This is a genomic window from Neohoeflea coraliihabitans, from assembly GCF_019334345.1.
Classification (GTDB): Bacteria; Pseudomonadota; Alphaproteobacteria; order Rhizobiales; family Rhizobiaceae; genus Pseudohoeflea; species Pseudohoeflea coraliihabitans.
Genome location: NZ_JAHWQX010000001.1, coordinates 1,117,094 through 1,132,548, shown reverse-complemented (window position 1 = coordinate 1,132,548; position 15,455 = coordinate 1,117,094). Strand labels below are relative to the sequence as shown.

At 62.8% G+C, this 15,455-nt stretch carries 15 protein-coding genes and 1 tRNA gene; 10 read left to right on the top strand and 6 right to left on the bottom strand.

Annotated features, from left to right (window positions below; all coding sequences use genetic code 11):
- Positions 1-15 precede the first annotated feature (15 nt).
- From proB to KY465_RS05335, 5 genes are all read right to left on the bottom strand, one after another.
- Positions 16-1,134, bottom strand: a complete 1,119-nt coding sequence (gene proB / locus KY465_RS05355) for a glutamate 5-kinase (RefSeq protein ID WP_428982945.1) — start codon at positions 1,132-1,134, stop codon at positions 16-18.
- 28 nt (positions 1,135-1,162) lie between these two features.
- Positions 1,163-2,224 (bottom strand): GTPase ObgE, encoded by a 1,062-nt coding sequence (gene obgE, locus KY465_RS05350; protein WP_219200504.1) that lies wholly within the window; start codon positions 2,222-2,224, stop codon positions 1,163-1,165.
- A gap of 158 nt (positions 2,225-2,382) precedes the next feature.
- A complete protein-coding gene (locus KY465_RS05345; protein WP_346432594.1) occupies positions 2,383-3,069 on the bottom strand; it encodes a GNAT family N-acetyltransferase in 687 nt (228 codons plus the stop codon).
- A 137-nt stretch (positions 3,070-3,206) separates the two neighbouring features.
- Positions 3,207-3,476, bottom strand: a complete 270-nt coding sequence (gene rpmA / locus KY465_RS05340) for a 50S ribosomal protein L27 (RefSeq protein WP_219200503.1) — start codon at positions 3,474-3,476, stop codon at positions 3,207-3,209.
- 84 nt (positions 3,477-3,560) lie between these two features.
- Positions 3,561-4,208: a 50S ribosomal protein L21 gene (locus KY465_RS05335; RefSeq protein ID WP_219200500.1), complete on the bottom strand. Its 648-nt coding sequence runs from the start codon at positions 4,206-4,208 to the stop codon at positions 3,561-3,563.
- A gap of 376 nt (positions 4,209-4,584) precedes the next feature.
- On the opposite strand from KY465_RS05335, the gene KY465_RS05330 reads away from it, so the two are divergent.
- The 5 genes from KY465_RS05330 (at position 4,585) to KY465_RS05310 (ending at position 9,802) form a co-directional block, all read left to right on the top strand.
- Positions 4,585-4,674: transfer RNA gene (locus KY465_RS05330), tRNA-Ser, on the top strand.
- A gap of 356 nt (positions 4,675-5,030) precedes the next feature.
- Positions 5,031-6,350: an NAD(P)H-dependent oxidoreductase gene (locus KY465_RS05325; protein WP_219200498.1), complete on the top strand. Its 1,320-nt coding sequence runs from the start codon at positions 5,031-5,033 to the stop codon at positions 6,348-6,350.
- Positions 6,351-6,426: 76 nt separating this feature from the next.
- Complete coding sequence (locus KY465_RS05320; protein WP_219200496.1) at positions 6,427-7,461, top strand: thiamine pyrophosphate-dependent dehydrogenase E1 component subunit alpha; 1,035 nt, start codon at positions 6,427-6,429, stop codon at positions 7,459-7,461.
- Positions 7,461-8,471: an alpha-ketoacid dehydrogenase subunit beta gene (locus KY465_RS05315; RefSeq protein ID WP_219200494.1), complete on the top strand. Its 1,011-nt coding sequence runs from the start codon at positions 7,461-7,463 to the stop codon at positions 8,469-8,471. Before KY465_RS05320 ends, KY465_RS05315 begins: the two co-directional genes overlap by 1 nt.
- A complete protein-coding gene (locus tag KY465_RS05310) occupies positions 8,471-9,802 on the top strand; it encodes a pyruvate dehydrogenase complex dihydrolipoamide acetyltransferase (RefSeq protein WP_219200492.1) in 1,332 nt (443 codons plus the stop codon). Before KY465_RS05315 ends, KY465_RS05310 begins: the two co-directional genes overlap by 1 nt.
- A gap of 24 nt (positions 9,803-9,826) precedes the next feature.
- Here the strand turns inward: KY465_RS05310 and KY465_RS05305 are convergent, their stop codons facing one another.
- Entirely contained in the window at positions 9,827-10,501 is a 675-nt protein-coding gene (locus tag KY465_RS05305) for an HAD family hydrolase (protein ID WP_219200490.1), read from the bottom strand.
- Positions 10,502-10,690: 189 nt separating this feature from the next.
- Between KY465_RS05305 and KY465_RS05300 the strand changes: the two genes are divergently transcribed.
- From KY465_RS05300 to ptsP, 5 genes are all read left to right on the top strand, one after another.
- On the top strand, positions 10,691-11,128 hold the full coding sequence (locus KY465_RS05300) for a transcriptional regulator GutM (RefSeq protein ID WP_219200489.1): 438 nt from the start codon (positions 10,691-10,693) through the stop codon (positions 11,126-11,128).
- Positions 11,129-11,181: 53 nt separating this feature from the next.
- Positions 11,182-11,928: a PTS glucitol/sorbitol transporter subunit IIC gene (gene srlA, locus KY465_RS05295; RefSeq protein ID WP_219200487.1), complete on the top strand. Its 747-nt coding sequence runs from the start codon at positions 11,182-11,184 to the stop codon at positions 11,926-11,928.
- A gap of 16 nt (positions 11,929-11,944) precedes the next feature.
- Positions 11,945-12,946: a PTS glucitol/sorbitol transporter subunit IIB gene (gene srlE / locus KY465_RS05290; RefSeq protein WP_219200485.1), complete on the top strand. Its 1,002-nt coding sequence runs from the start codon at positions 11,945-11,947 to the stop codon at positions 12,944-12,946.
- Between the two features lie 69 nt (positions 12,947-13,015).
- A complete protein-coding gene (locus tag KY465_RS05285; protein ID WP_219200483.1) occupies positions 13,016-13,393 on the top strand; it encodes a PTS glucitol/sorbitol transporter subunit IIA in 378 nt (125 codons plus the stop codon).
- A gap of 69 nt (positions 13,394-13,462) precedes the next feature.
- The gene (gene ptsP, locus KY465_RS05280; protein WP_219200481.1) at positions 13,463-15,436 is read left to right on the top strand and encodes a phosphoenolpyruvate--protein phosphotransferase; all 1,974 of its coding nucleotides are present in this window, start codon (positions 13,463-13,465) and stop codon (positions 15,434-15,436) included.
- Positions 15,437-15,455 lie beyond the last annotated feature (19 nt).

Here is a 15,455-nt window from a genome sequence, read left to right as displayed (position 1 = left end):
GACCCGTGCCGGTCTTTAGCGGGCGAGTGGTTGTGGGGCCGTCATCACCAGATCATCGCGGTGGATCATTGCCGCGCGTCCCGGATAGCCAAGACGGTCTGCGATTTCGGACGACCTGCAACCGGTGATGCGGCGGGCTTCCTCCGCATCATACGCAACGATACCGCGTGCAATCTCGCGTCCCTCCGGATCAAGAACCGCCACTGTGTCACCGCGCTGGAACCGTCCGCGGCACCCGGCCAGGCCGGCGGGCAACAGGCTCTTGCCGGCGTGCAGGGCGGTGACCGCGCCGGCATCGATCAGCAACTGGCCAGCCGGTGCGAGCTTGCCGGCAATCCAGGTCTTGCGCGCTGTGACCGGTGTGCCGGCGGGCGCAAACCAGGTCGAGCGGCCACTGCCCCGGTCTATGTTGGCCAGGGCATGATCAGATTTGCCCGAGGCGATGATCATGGCACATCCGGCCGAAGTGGCGATGCGGCCGGCGTCGATCTTGGTCTTCATTCCGCCACGCGAGAGTTCGGACCCGGCGCCGCCCGCCATCGCCTCGATCTCCGGAGTGATGCGCTCGATGTCGTGAAGAAAAACCGCATCCGGATCCTGAGCCGGGGGCGCGGTGTAAAGCCCGTCAATGTCTGAAAGCAGGACCAGAAGATCGGCCCCGACCATCGTCGCAACCCGCGCAGCGAGGCGATCATTGTCGCCATAGCGGATCTCACTGGTGGCGACGGTATCATTCTCGTTGATCACCGGTACGGCGCCGTGGCGCAGCAGTTCGGCCATGGTGGCGCGTGCATTGAGGTAGCGGCGGCGCTCCTCGGTGTCAGCGAGGGTGAGAAGCACCTGACCGGCGACGAGGCCGTGGCGCGAAAGGTTTTCCGACCAGGCATGCGCGAGGGCGATCTGCCCGACGGCTGCGGCCGCCTGGCTCTCCTCAAGTTTCAGCGCCTGCGGTGCCAGATCCAGGACGTTGCGGCCCAGGGCGATGGCCCCGGAGGAGACGACCAGCACTTCGGCGCCCGCGTTGCGCAGCGCCGCAACATCGGCGCACAACGCTGCGAGCCACCCGGCTTTCAGCCCGTCAGCCCGGTCAACGAGGAGTGCCGAGCCAATCTTGACGACGATGCGCCGATGCATGGCAACCGCGCGGCGGCGGGAGGACGGGTCAATCATCGCTGCCATCATCAGAGGGTTCGTCCATTGCCGGCGGCGAATCGGCGGCGTCGTTCGGCACGGGGGTCGCCGCAACAATCACATCGCGCAGGGCACGCAGGACGCCGGTCATGCCCTCGCCCGAAACGGCGGAAATCTCGTGCGGGGCTTTTCCGCAGGCGTCCGCCAGGGCGCGGACCTTGTCGCGGCGCGTTTCCGGATCAAGACTATCGACCTGCGACAGTGCGATGATTTCCGGCTTTTCAGCGATGCCGTGCCCGTAGGCCTCGAGTTCATGGCGGACGGTACGATAAGCGGCCGCAACATCTTCCTCGACGCCTGATACCAGGTGGCACAGCACGCGTGTGCGCTCGACATGGCCGAGAAAACGGTCGCCGATGCCGACGCCTTCATGGGCACCCTCGATCAAGCCGGGAATGTCGGCGAGGACGATTTCGCGGCCGTCGATCGAGGCAACGCCGAGATTGGGATGCAGCGTCGTGAACGGGTAGCCGGCAATCTTCGGCCGGGCCCGGGTGACCGTTGCCAGAAATGTCGACTTGCCAGCATTGGGCAGGCCGACAAGGCCGGCATCGGCAATCAGCTTGAGGCGCAGCCAGAGGGTCTTCTCCTCGCCTTCCAGACCCGGATTGGCATGGCGGGGCGCCTGGTTTGTCGATGACTTGAAATGCGCATTGCCGAAGCCGCCATTGCCGCCCGCGGCGAGGCGGTAGCGGTCGCCGACATTGACCAGGTCACAGATCAGGGTTTCGCGATCCTCCTCAAAGACCTGGGTGCCGGCGGGGACCTTCAAGGTGACGCTTTCACCCTTGGCACCGGTGCGGTTGCGGCCCATGCCGTGAACCCCCGTCTTGGCCTTGTAGTGCTGTTGATAGCGGTAATCGATCAGCGTGTTGAGACCATCCACCGCCTCGATCCAGACGTCGCCGCCCCGACCGCCATCGCCGCCGTCCGGCCCCCCGAATTCGATGTATTTCTCGCGCCTGAAGGAGACCGCGCCGGCGCCGCCATTGCCGGAGCGGATGTGCACCTTTGTTTCGTCGAGAAATTTCATGTCGTCATCCTTCTGGAGGCTGGCCGGCCGCAGGGCTGGCGTGCAGCCGATCGATAACTGCCGCGGCGGCGCGGGTCAAAGGCAAAGCGCGGCAGCTTGCCGGTCACGGCAGTGATCCGGCCTGCCGCGCCCGGATGCCGCGCCCAACTGCCGCCGCGTCAGGGTTGCTGCGTGCGCCAGGTGGTCAGTGACAACCAGGTCTTGCGATCAAGGCGGAAATGATCACCGGCGACGGTGGCATTCAGCGCCATGACGGCAAGCATCTCGCTGCCGTGAAACTGGAAGCCGCTTTTTTGCAGAACGCGCCGCGAAGCCGGATTGGTGACCCGGCAACTGGCATCGACATGATCAACGCTCGTGGCCCTGAAGCCGAGATCGATCAGGGCATGCACCGCTTCCGTAGCGTAGCCTCGGCCCCAATAGGGCCGGCCAACCCAGTAGCCGATCTCGAGCGCACTGCCGGTCGAACCCGGACGCAGGGCGCAACAGCCGAGAAACCGTCCGGTGGCCGTATCGGTGATGGCGTAGATGCCGTTTCCATTGCCGCCCTGGCACGCTTTTCGCACGAAGTCGGCAGCATCGGCACGCCCATAGGGGTGCGGCATATGCGGCAGCATGAATGCGATGGCCGGATCGTTGGCGAGAATGGAAATGGCATCGATGTCCGCATTACGCGGCGTGCGCAGGGTCAGGCGCTCGGTGCTGAGCACGGGGTAATCGTGCAACGGCACAGGGTCGGCAGGCGCCGGCTTGGCTGAATGGCTGGCGTGTCCATCGGGCGGCAATTGGTCGACAAGCTCAGGCGGCGGCCGATTGCTGCCGCTGGAATCGATCTGTTGTATCACGGTCTTCTCCTATGACTGGCTCAGATACGAAAAGGGAGGCGGGACTTTCATCCCACCTCCCGTATCTCTTGCCTTGGAGAATGCCGTCTGACGAACGGCCGGTCGATGGAACGCCGGCCCGCAACGATGGATCCGGCTTATTCTGCGGCTTCCGCCGGCTCCATTACGGAGACGAAGGTTCGGCCGTTGGCCTTTTTGGCAAAGGCCACGACGCCCGGCTTGGTGGCAAAGATCGTGTGATCCTTGCCGAGGCCGACATTGGTGCCCGGATGCCACTTGGTGCCGCGCTGACGCACAATGATGTTGCCGGCAAGCACCTGCTCACCGCCGAACTTCTTCACGCCAAGACGCTTGGATTCGGAATCGCGACCATTGCGCGAGGAACCGCCAGCTTTCTTATGTGCCATGGATCTGCTCCTTTTTCGTCCCTTGAGACGCTATCGTGTTGCCGGCCGTCTTGAGACCGGAGCCCGGCTCGGGCTGATGGTTGGTCAGGCGAGTTGCTTCGCCTGATCGCGCCAATCGGTGATCTGGTCGGCGCTGAACGGCAGGTCTGCATCGATCTTGGCGATCTCGTCATCCGACAGTGCCGCAAGCTGCGCGAAGGAGGTGATGCCGTGATCGGCGAGCTGTCCGGCAGCCACGGGGCCAATGCCCTTGACCTTGGTCAGATCATCGCCCTTGCCCTTGTCGGCGCTCTTCGCCGCGCTCTTTGTCTCGGTCTTGGCTTCCGACTTGGTTTCCGTCTTCGGGGCAGTCTCCGCCGGCTTCGTCTCGGAGGCCTTCTTGGCTGCAGGCTTGGCAGCCTTCTTCGCGGGCTTGGCGCCATCGGTCAGAATGTCGGTGATACGAACGACCGTCTGATGCTGACGGTGGCCGCGGATGCGCTTGGAGTTTTGCCGGCGGCGCTTCTTGAACGCCAGAACCTTGCGTGCACGGCCCTGCTCGACCACCTCGGCGACAACCATGGCGCCATCGACAAATGGCGCGCCGATGGTCGCACCGGCGCCTTCGCCAACCATCAGTACTTCGGCAAATTCCACCGAATCGCCGGCTTCGCCGTCGAGCTTCTCAAGCGTCAAAACATCATCGGTCGACACGCGGTACTGCTTGCCACCGGTTTTAATGACTGCGAACATCTTTCTTCCTTCTCGTGTTCGTCCGGCTCTGTCCACACGCGCAAATCGCAGGCAGACGGCCGTCTTTTTGCCAGTCTGGGAACCATCGCCGCCGTTTGAATCTGCAAACCAGATCTGAACGGCGCCAAGTAAAGTCTGGTTTCGAGCGAGGCCCGACCGGAAGGTCAAGAACGCGCAAACCAAGACAAACGGCGCAGGATTCCCACGCCGCTTGCGCGTCCGATACAAAAGGTGGGGGCGGGAGTCAAGCAATTCTCGAGGTTTTCGCCGGTGGGGACGATGGGCACGCAGCCCGCCCTGCAGTTTCGCCTTGTGCTTGGACCGGCATCTCGCTAAGAGAGCGCCGGATCGCGTCTTAGCGCGCTGACCACGACGCGGAGAGGTGGCAGAGTGGTCGAATGCACCGCACTCGAAATGCGGCATACGGGAGACCGTATCGGGGGTTCGAATCCCCCCCTCTCCGCCATTTTCTGACTTCGCGCTGTCGCCATCGGTCTTCGCTCCAGTCGGGCCTCGCATAGGCCCCGCGCGGCCTTTAGTTTTGCGAGGGCTGCGGGTTCGAGCCTCTTACTGATACTCCGCCATTACCCTCTCGCGTCGCCGATCCCCCATTCGGTCGGGCGCGTTCCGCTTTGCACCGCTCTTGCCGCACGCAGCCCATCTGAGCCCAGCTTCGTTTAACCCGCGTTGCGGCGGCGGGCTGACCATTTCTAGCTGCCTGCGAATGGGATGCCTCGCGATCACTAAAGGCTACATTCGTATTGACATGGATACAGATGTTCAATAGGCCTGAGGCGACCATTTGAAGGGGAGGATATCGTGATGGCCGCCAATGTTGCGCTGACAGGTTTAGCGCGTGACCTCGATGAACGTGGAAAATCGGGAAAGCCGATCCGCATCGGTCTCATCGGCTCCGGCGAGATGGGGACCGACATCGTCACCCAGGTCGCTCACATGTCGGGGCTCGAAATCGGGGCGATTTCGGAGCTCAATCTGCCCGCCGCGACGAAAGCCGTCGATATTGCGTATCGCGAGGCGGGCCACGCCCGCGATGTGACGAGCGGCGCGGCAATGACCGAGGCAATGGAAGCGGGCAAGGTCGCTGTCACCGACGATGCCGATCTGGTGCTCGACAATCCGCTGATCGACGTGGTGATCGATGCCACCGGCGTGCCAGCCGTCGGCGCTGAAATCGGCCTGAAGGCGATGGAGCGCGGCAAGCACCTCGTGATGATGAATGTCGAGGCGGACGTGACCATCGGCGCCTTCCTGAAGAGCGAAGCCGATCGTCTCGGTGTCACCTATTCGCTCGGCGCCGGTGACGAGCCGTCGTCCTGCATGGAACTGGTCGAGTTCGTTTCGGCTATGGGCTATCCCATCGTTGCCGCGGGCAAGGGCAAGAACAATCCGCTCAACATCGATGCAATCCCGGATGACTATGCCGAGGAAGCGCGGCGCCGGAACATGAATGTCCGCATGCTTGTCGAATTCGTCGACGGCTCGAAGACAATGGTCGAAATGGCGGCGATCGCCAATGCCACCGGCCTGGTTCCGGACAAGCCCGGGATGCACGGCCCGGCAGCGACACTGGATCAGCTGTCGTCGACGCTGGTGCCGGAAGCGGATGGCGGCGTGCTGTCCAAGGTCGGCGTTGTCGATTATTCCATCGGCAAGGGCGTGGCGCCCGGCGTGTTCGTGGTCGCCGACATGTCGCATCCGCGCGTTTCCGAGCGGATGGAAGATCTCAAGATGGGCAAGGGCCCCTACTTCACCTTCCACCGCCCCTACCATCTGACCTCACTGGAAGTGCCGCTGACCTGTGCCCGGGTCGCCCTCTACGGCAAGGCGGACATGGTGCCGCTGGCCCGGCCTGTGGCGGAAGTGTGCGCGGTGGCGAAGAAGGATCTCAAGCCGGGCGATAGGCTCGATGCCATCGGCGAATATTGCTATCGCGCCTGGATCATGACCGCCGAGGAAGCGCGCTCCGGCGGAGCCATTCCCTGCGGCCTGCTGCAGGGCGGCGAGGTGACCGCGCCGATCGCCAAGGGCGAACTGATCACCTCGACAAACGCCCGGCCGCCGGCCGGATCGAAGATCGCCGCGCTGCGCGCCAAGCAGGACCAGCTCGTCTACGGAGCATGACACAAGACGCGCGGAACTTGTCGTTCGCCGCGAGACGGTCGCGGCGCGGAAAGCCGCGCGCTTCAAGGAGCCAAGGATGACCAAGAGGACGCAAAAACAGGCCGGCGCGAGCGAAGGGCGCAATCTGCCCTTTCTGTACCGCCATTACAGCCATGAGCAACTGCGCGATGCTTTGCGCAAAATGCATCTGATCCGCCAGTTCGAGGAGGGCGCGGAAGAAAGCTACATGCGCGGTCTCGTTCACGGCACGATGCATCTGTCCATCGGCCAGGAGGCCAGCGCGGTCGGCATCTGCATGGGTCTGGGCAATGAAGACCAGATCACCTCGACGCATCGCGGGCATGGTCACTGCATCGCCAAGGGCGCCGAGGTCAAACGCATGTTTGCCGAATTCTTCGGCAAGACCACCGGCTATTGCCGCGGCCGGGGTGGCTCGATGCATATCGCCGACGTATCCACCGGCAATCTCGGCGCCAACGGGATCGTCGGCGGCGGCATACCGATCGCTGTCGGTGCGGCCCTGACGGCCAGCAAGATGAAGACCGGCAAAGTGGTGGTGTCGTTCTTCGGCGACGGCGCCAACAACGAAGGCGCGTTCCATGAGGCGCTCAACATGGCGAGCGTCTGGAAACTGCCGGTGATCTTCGTCTGCGAGAACAATCAATACGGCATGTCGACCTCGGTCGAGCGCTCGACCGCGGTCAAGGACATCGCCGAGCGCGCGGCGGCCTATTCCATGCCGGGTGTCATCGTGGACGGCAACGTCCTGTCGGAAGTCTCCGAAGCGGCGCATGCCGCCATCGAACGGGCGCGGGCCGGCGAGGGTCCAACACTGATCGAGTGCAAGACCTACCGTCATCGAGGTCATTCGAAGAGCGACCGCAACCGTTACCGGACCAAGGAGGAGATCGAAGAGTGGAAGAACTCGCGCGATCCGATCGCCCTGTTCGAGGCGGAACTGCTCGAATTCGGCGTCATCGACGATGATGGCATCGCCGAAATTCGCGCCGGCGTCGAACAGGAGATCGCGGCGGGCATCGCGTTTGCCAAGGAAAGCCCGTCGCCCGAAATCGCCAATCTCGAGAAATACGTATACACGGAGCAGGCATAATGGCCGCTGCAGAAGAGACCCCAACGCGCGAACTCACCTATGCCCAGGCGATCCAGGAAGCCATGGCGATCGCCATGGAACGCGACGATCGTGTCTTCCTGATGGGCGAGGACATCGGCGTGTATGGCGGTGCATTTCAGGTGACCGGTGACTTGGTCGAGCGCTTCGGACCCGAGCGGGTGATGGATACGCCGATCTCGGAACTTGGCGGTGCCGGTGTGGCCGTCGGCGCCGCGGTCACCGGAATGCGCCCGATCTTCGAGTTCCAGTTCTCCGACTTCGCCACGCTGGCGATGGAGCAGATCGTCAACCAGGCTGCCAAGATGCGCTACATGCTCGGCGGTGCCGTTTCAGTGCCGGTGGTGATGCGTTTTCCGGCCGGATCGGGCACCGGGGCGGCGGCACAGCACAGCCAGAGCCTTGAGGCATGGCTGGGGCACGTGCCCGGGCTGAAGGTGGTGCAGCCAGCCACACCGCACGACGCCAAGGGCTTGTTGCTGGCCGCGGTCGAAGACCCGGATCCGGTAATGATTTTCGAGCACAAGCTGCTCTACAAGACGAAGGGGCCGGTCCCGGAAGGATATTACACGACGCCGATCGGCAAGGCGGAGATCCGCCGATCCGGGTCCGCTCTCACGCTCGTCGCGACGTCGATCATGGTTCACAAGGCCCTGGAAGCCGCCGAGAAGCTGGCGCAGGAAGGCATCGAGATCGAGGTTGTCGACTTGCGTTGCATTCGGCCGATGGATCGCAAGACCGTCATTGCCAGCGTTTGCAAGACCTCAAAGCTGCTTTGCGTCTACGAGGGGGTCAAGACGCTCGGGGTTGGCGCCGAGATTTCCGCAATGATCGCTGAAAGCGATGCCTTCGACTATCTCGACGCACCGATCGTGCGTCTGGGCGGCGCGGAAACTCCGATCCCCTATAATCCAGAGCTTGAAAAGGCGACCGTTCCACAGGTCGACGACATCATCTCCGCAGCACGCGATCTGGTTATGGGAGCACGCTGATGCCTGTCGAAGTTATCCTGCCGAAAGTCGACATGGACATGGCGACGGGACAGATCTCCAGCTGGAGCGTGGCAGAGGGCGACGCGGTCAAGAAGGGCGATGTGCTGTTCGAGATCGAGACCGACAAGGCGGCGATGGAGATCGAAGCGCCCGAAAGTGGCACGTTGCGTCATGTAACCGGGAAGGCCGGCGTTGACATCCCGGTGGGCGAAGTGGTTGCCTGGATCTATCGCGAGGGCGAGGCCGTTGATTCCGCTCCGGAGCCGGCGGCAGCTGCTGCCGACACGCAGCAGGACAAGGCGGATGCGGCGGATGCAAAATTGCAGCCGCAACCTGCCTCAAGCCCGACGACGGCGGCGCCATCCAAGGCGGCTGCTGAGTCTGGTGCGGTCCGTGCAACGCCGCTAGCGCGTAGAAAAGCGCGGGAGCTGGGCATCGACCTGGCAGAGGTTGCCGGATCCGGCCCGCGCGGGCGGATCGTCAAGGCCGATCTGGATGCATTCTCGGCGGAAAATACCGCGGCCGCGACTGCGGTCGCGGCGCCAGGAACCGTGACCGAGGGTGCTGAGGATCCAGGCACAGCGTCGTCCGACGCAGCGAAGGTGCTCGATCTCTTTCAGGAGGGCACCTATGAGCTGCGGCGCCATGACAGCATGCGCCGGACCATTGCCCGGCGGCTCACCGAGGCGAAGAGCACAGTCCCTCATTTCTATCTGACACTCGATTGCGCGATCGATGCCCTGCTGGCGTTGAGGAAGGAGCTCAACGCGGCTGCTCCCTTGCTGTCTGATCACAGCACGCCGGCCTATAAGCTGTCGGTGAATGATTTCATCATCAAGGCACACGCGATGGCCTTGGCTGACATTGCCGAGGCCAATGTGTCCTGGACCCAGGATGCGATGGTCCTGCACCAGCAGGTGGACGTGGGCGTTGCCGTCTCGATCCCCGGCGGGCTGATCACCCCGATCGTGCGGCGTGCCGAGCAAAAAAGCCTGTCCGCCATTTCCAACGAGGTGAAGGATCTCGCCGGACGGGCGCGCGAGCGCAAGCTCAAGACCCTGGAATTTCAGGGGGGCACCACCGCGGTGTCCAATCTCGGCATGTTCGGTATCCAGAACTTCTCAGCCGTGGTCAATCCGCCGCATGCGACCATCCTGGCCGTTGGAGCCGGCCAGGAGCGGGCCGTGGCGAAGAATGGAAAGATCTGTGCTGCGACGATGATGTCGGTGACACTCTCCACGGATCATCGCGCTGTGGACGGAGCGCTCGCCGCCGAGCTTCTGGCTTCCTTTCAGCGGCTGATCGAAAATCCGCTGCGTCTGCTGGTCTGAGGATCGCAGCGCGCGCTGCTCAGTTCAGGCGAACGCCGCTACTCCGATGCTTGCGAGATGACGCTCGACCGCCGAAAAGGAGTCGCACACCACATGGGCGCCGGCCGCAGACAATGCAGCGGCATGACCTGGGTAGCTGTGGCTGCCAGCGGTAAAGCCGATGGCTGTCATCCCGGCGGCAACGGCGCCTTCGATGCCGAACGGCGAATCCTCGATGACGATGCACTTTTCCGGAGCGAAGCCCATTTCGCGGGCAGCATGCTCAAACAGATCCGGCGCCGGCTTGCCACGGGCGACCATCGAAGACGAGAAGATCCCGTCTCCGAGCAGCGGAGCGAGTTGAGTGACGGCAAGACTGTGATGAATGCGTTCGAGGGATGAAGAGGAGGCGACACAGCGGGCACTGGCAAGGCGGCGCAGAAAATCGGACAGGGCCGGCATCGGCTGCAATTGCTCGGTGAACAGAGCGCGGGTCACCGGCCAGATGTCGTCGGTCCCTGCAGCCGGCAGGTGCTGGCCAGTATCGGCCCCGATCTTGGCGATGATATCGCCCTGTTTCAGCCCCACGCATGCGGCAACCGCCTCGGGTCCGATCTGCAGGCCGTGGCGCCGATAAACCTCCACATAGGCCTCGGCCGCAAGTGGTTCGCTGTCAACAAGGACGCCGTCGCAGTCGAAGACCATGAGGATGTCAGACATGGGGGCACTTTCTATGATTGGATCGGGGCAAGGTGGTTGAGGCGCGGTCGACATGTTTTTCAATGGCGACAGCGCGATCAAGACGCTGTTTTGCACATATACAAATTGACATTGAAGAATACAAATGTTCTTAATTTGCCGAGCAGCCCGTGCAGGGTGACGGGCGCGGCTCTTGGGGAGGGAAACCGGATGGCAATCTGGCAGTGGGGTTTGTTGCTTCTGGGCGTGGTCTGGGCTTTGCAGTCCTATGGCGTCTGGTTGCAGATGCGGCATTATTCCGACGTCTTCAAGGGCATCACTGAAAAATTCACCGATGGCTATGTCGGCGCGGGCAGTCGTCAGGGGCGGCTGCGAAAAGGGGCGATCGTCATTCTCGTCGTATCCTCTGATCTGAAAGTGCAGCGGCTTTTGGTGATGTCGGGCTGGTCGGTGTTCACAAAGTTTCAGCGTCAACAGCAATTCGAAGATCTGCCGCTCGAAAAACTTCGTGCGGACCCGGCGATCTTTGGGGACAGCAGACCGGGAGTCACGGCAGCCGTTGCCCAGGCCGTCGAACAAATTGACCGGAAGTTGGAGGCGGGTGAAGAGCCCGCACTGGCCATGCCGACGGCACTCGCCTCGGCCTGAATATCAACACAAACACGTGAACCGAGGGCAAAGGTTCAGGAGGAGGATATCTAATGTCATTCTTGTCGATATTGGCGCAACACGCCGATCTCGCAGCGCAGAATCTGCACTATGCGGGGGCGCTGGCGGGTGACGTTGCGCAACAGGGGGCGGAGCGCGGCAGCGACCTGGTCGTGCTGGCTCAGGCAAGTACCGAATTGTCGGTAGAGGAATTCCGGGAGCGGCTGGACAACGTCTCGCAGGAAGAACAGCTGGGCTGGCTGACCGGCATCGGCAAATACTTCATCGGCATCTTTCAGAAGGGCGGAGAGGTCTTTGCGGGATTCGTGACCGGCATCATCCCGACGCTGGTGGTGCTCATGACCGCGTTTTACGCCGTGACCGAGCTGGTTGGCGAGAAGCGCGTGCATGGTCTGGCGCGCAGCGCCGGTCGTATCGCGCTGACCCGCTACACCGTGCTGCCGGTGCTGGCGGTCTTCTTTCTGACCAACCCGATGGCTTACACTTTCGGGACGTTTCTCGAAGAAAAACACAAGCCGGCCTTCTACGACGCCGCCGTGTCCTACGTGCATCCACCGCTTGGTCTTTTCCCGCACATTAATCCCGGCGAATACTTCGTCTGGGGCGGTATCCTGGTGGCGCTGCTGGAACTTGAGGGCAACGGGGTGGTGCCTGACGGTTATCACATCCAGGTCGCCATCTGGTACGCCCTCGTCGGCCTCGTCGTGATCCTGCTCAAGGGCATTCTCACCGAGCGTATCACCGCCATCATGGCACGCCGTCAGGGCATCGAGCTGTAAGGTCGGGGGGAAGACAATGGCAAACGAATACAAAGCAGTCCGCATATCAAAGGGCTCAGGTGGCTGGGGTGGCCCGCTGGTCATCCAGCCAACCATGGAGCGTAACAAGGTGGTCTCGGTCACCGGGGGCGGAATCCATCCGGTGGCGCAGAGAATAGCCGACCTGACCGGCGCCGAAGCTGTCGACGGCTTCAAGTCACCGCCCGTCGAGGGGGAAATGGCTGTGGTGGTTGTCGACTGCGGTGGCACCGCACGTTGCGGGGTGTATCCGCGCAAGCGCATCCCCACCGTCAATCTGACCCCGGTCGGACAGGCCGGCCCGCTGGCAGAATTCATCACCGAGGACATCTATGTGTCCGGCGTGACGGCGGAGAACATCGCTCTCGCCGATGGGTCTGAAGCGGCAATCGCGGCTGGCACGCAGGAACCGCTATCGAGCCAGAAGGCGGCCACAGCGCCGTTGGCACCTGCCTCCAGTGAGGGCGGATTTGTCGGCATGATCTCGGGTATCGGTCGCGTGATGGGCCGGGTCGTGAGCATCTTCTTCAATGCCGGCCGTCGAACCATCGATCAGGTTATCCGCAACGTGCTGCCGTTCATGGCTTTCGTGACCATGCTGATCGGTCTGATCCTCTATACGGGGATCGGCGATATCCTGGCGCAGCCGATGGGGCCGTTGGCCAACAACATCGTCGGTCTGCTGGTCATCTCCGCCATTTGCGGCCTGCCCTTCCTGTCGCCAATCCTCGGACCAGGTGCCGTGATCGCCCAGGTGATCGGTGTCGCCATTATCGGCCCGCAGATTGCCAATGGGACGATCTCGCCGGCGATGGCATTGCCGGCGCTGTTTGCCTACAACACGCAGGTGGGCTGTGACTTTGTCCCGGTCGGCCTGGCGCTGGGTGAGGCGAAGCCGAAAACGATCGAGATCGGCGTGCCGGCTGTTCTGGTCAGCCGCCAGTTCATGGGGCCGATCTCGGTCCTGTTGGCCTGGGTGGTCAGCCTACTCGTTCTGTAGAACCCTGGCGGTCGGGACGCCACATGGTCCCGACCGCCATATTGATAACCAAATGACGGAGCCATTTGCATGCCGGTGTATCTGAGAACGCGCATCACTGCCGTGGGGCCGGAAGTCGCCGATCTCGCCGAAGGCGGGGTGGTCATCCTGTTCGCCGATGGTGCACCCGACGAACTTGCCGAGGTATCTGTCCTGCACAAGGGTGATGCGCCGGCGGCGGATGTACCGGCTGTCGGGACGACGATCCGCATCGGGACACTATCGAGCCGGATCACCGCGCTCGGTGAGACGGCCTGGAAAAAGGTGCAGGAGATTGGCCACGTGGTGATCTCCTTCAACGGTGCCAGTGCGGCAGAGCGGCCGGGCGAGATCTGCGCCGAGGAAGTGGATGCGACCGCTCTGGCTGCCAGCCTCGTGGCCGGCGCCGAAATCATAATCGGCGAATAGACAATCGATAGCCGCTCCGCCAGCAGCGCTGGGGCGACGACGATCCGCTAGCAAATACAGGTTGAAATTATGGAACGCTCGACCATCGTCAGAGTGCATGAGGGCTTGCACGCTCGCCCCGCCACACGCTTTGTCAAGCTTGCCAAGAGCTTTGAAAGCACTATCGAGATCCGCAAGAGCGGCAAGCAGGCGAACGCCAAGAGTTCGGTCAAGGTCATGCTGCTCGGCGTCAAGGAAAATGACGAGGTGACGATCAGTGCCGAGGGCGCTGATGCTGTCGAGGCCGTCGAGATGCTGATTTCCTACCTTGAGGATTCTGCCGCCGGTATTGATGAGGCCGGCGGCACCATGGCTTCGGACGGCGCGCCTTCGGATGCCGCTCCGGTGGATCGCGAAGCGGCAGTCTCAGTTCCTAGCAATGCGGTTCCCGGAGCCGCGGCCAGCCGCGGCATCGCCCTCGGACCGGTTTTCGCGCATTTTCCACCGAAGATCGTGCCGGCCGAAGTGTCGCTGGCGCCGGCGGATCGCCCGAAGGAGAAAGCCCGCCTGGCGCAGGCGGTGACGACGGTGGAGCGCCGCCTTGATGCTTCCATTTCCGACCCTGGCATTGCCGACACCGACCGCCAGATTTTGCAGGCCCTGCGCGATATAGCGGGCGACGATGAGTTGAAGAGTGCCAGCGAGGCCATTATCGACGGCGGCCTGGATGCCGTCTCGGCGGTGATCGCCGCTTCGACGCGCCTTGTCGATGAATTTTCCAAGCTTGAAGATGCCTATCTCAGGGCGCGCGCGGAGGATCTGCAATCGGTCGCGCGGCAGATCTGCCTGGCCTTGCTCGGCGAGGAGGAAGTTCGACTGGACGATCTCGCCGAAGGGGCGATTCTCGTTGCCAGTGACATCGGCGCCTGGGACCTTGCGCGCGCGCCTTTGAAGCGGCTCGGCGGCATTGTCTGCGGTCACGGCGGGGCAACCTCGCATGTGGCGATCATCGCCCGCACTCACGGCATTCCGGCCGTTCTCGGGATCGGGGACAGCGTTGAGCAGATGCGAAACGCCGAACAGATTGGCGTTGACGGTACGCGTGGTCTCGTCTTTGCGGATCCGGACGCGGATACCCGCGTGCGGCTAGAGGAGGAGATCGCGGCCGACGAGCAAGAACGGGCGGCCCTGAAAGCGTTCCGGACGGCGGAGCCCCGCCGCGCGGACGGCCAGTTGATCCACATTGCTGCAAACCTCGGCTCGCTTGATGAGATCGATGTGGCGCTTGAAGCCGGTGCAATGGGCGTCGGGCTGTTTCGAACCGAACTTCTGTTCATGCGTCACATGCATCTGCCGTCGGAAGATATGCAGACGGAAACCTATGCGAAGCTCGCGGCGGCGTTCGCACCGCATCCGGTGATCATCCGCACGCTCGATGTCGGCGGGGACAAGCCGATAGCCGGCATTGATTTCGTCGAAGAAGACAACCCGTTTCTCGGCTGGCGGGGGATACGGATGTGTCTTGATCGACCGGACATCTTCAAGCCGCAGTTGCGGGCTCTTCTGCGCGCAGCGGTGAGCGGAAATCTCAAGGTCATGCTGCCGATGGTATCTCGCATCGAAGAGTTGCGCCTCACGCGAGCGCTTATCGATGAATGCAAGGCCGAGCTGACGCAGGAGGGACACGCACACTCCGATTTCGAGCTCGGCGTGATGATCGAGACCCCCGCGGCCGTGTTCTCCGCTCCGCTTCTGGCCCGCGAGGCGGCTTTCTTCTCCATCGGAACGAATGATCTCACCCAGTATGTGATGGCCGCCGACCGGCTCAATCCGGCGGTTGCCGCTCTCAACGATGCAGCCCATCCGGCGGTGATGAGCGCAATTGCCCAGGCCGCCGCCGCTGCGCGCGAAGCCGGCATTGAAATCGGAATGTGCGGCGAGGTGGCCGCGCGTGAAGACCTGGTGCCCCGGTTCCTGGAAATGGGTCTGACCGAGCTCTCAATGAGCCCGGCATCCATTCTTTCCGTCAAAAAGCAGGTGTGCGAACTGTTGGAAAACGAGTAGATCTCTCCGCAAGGGCGGT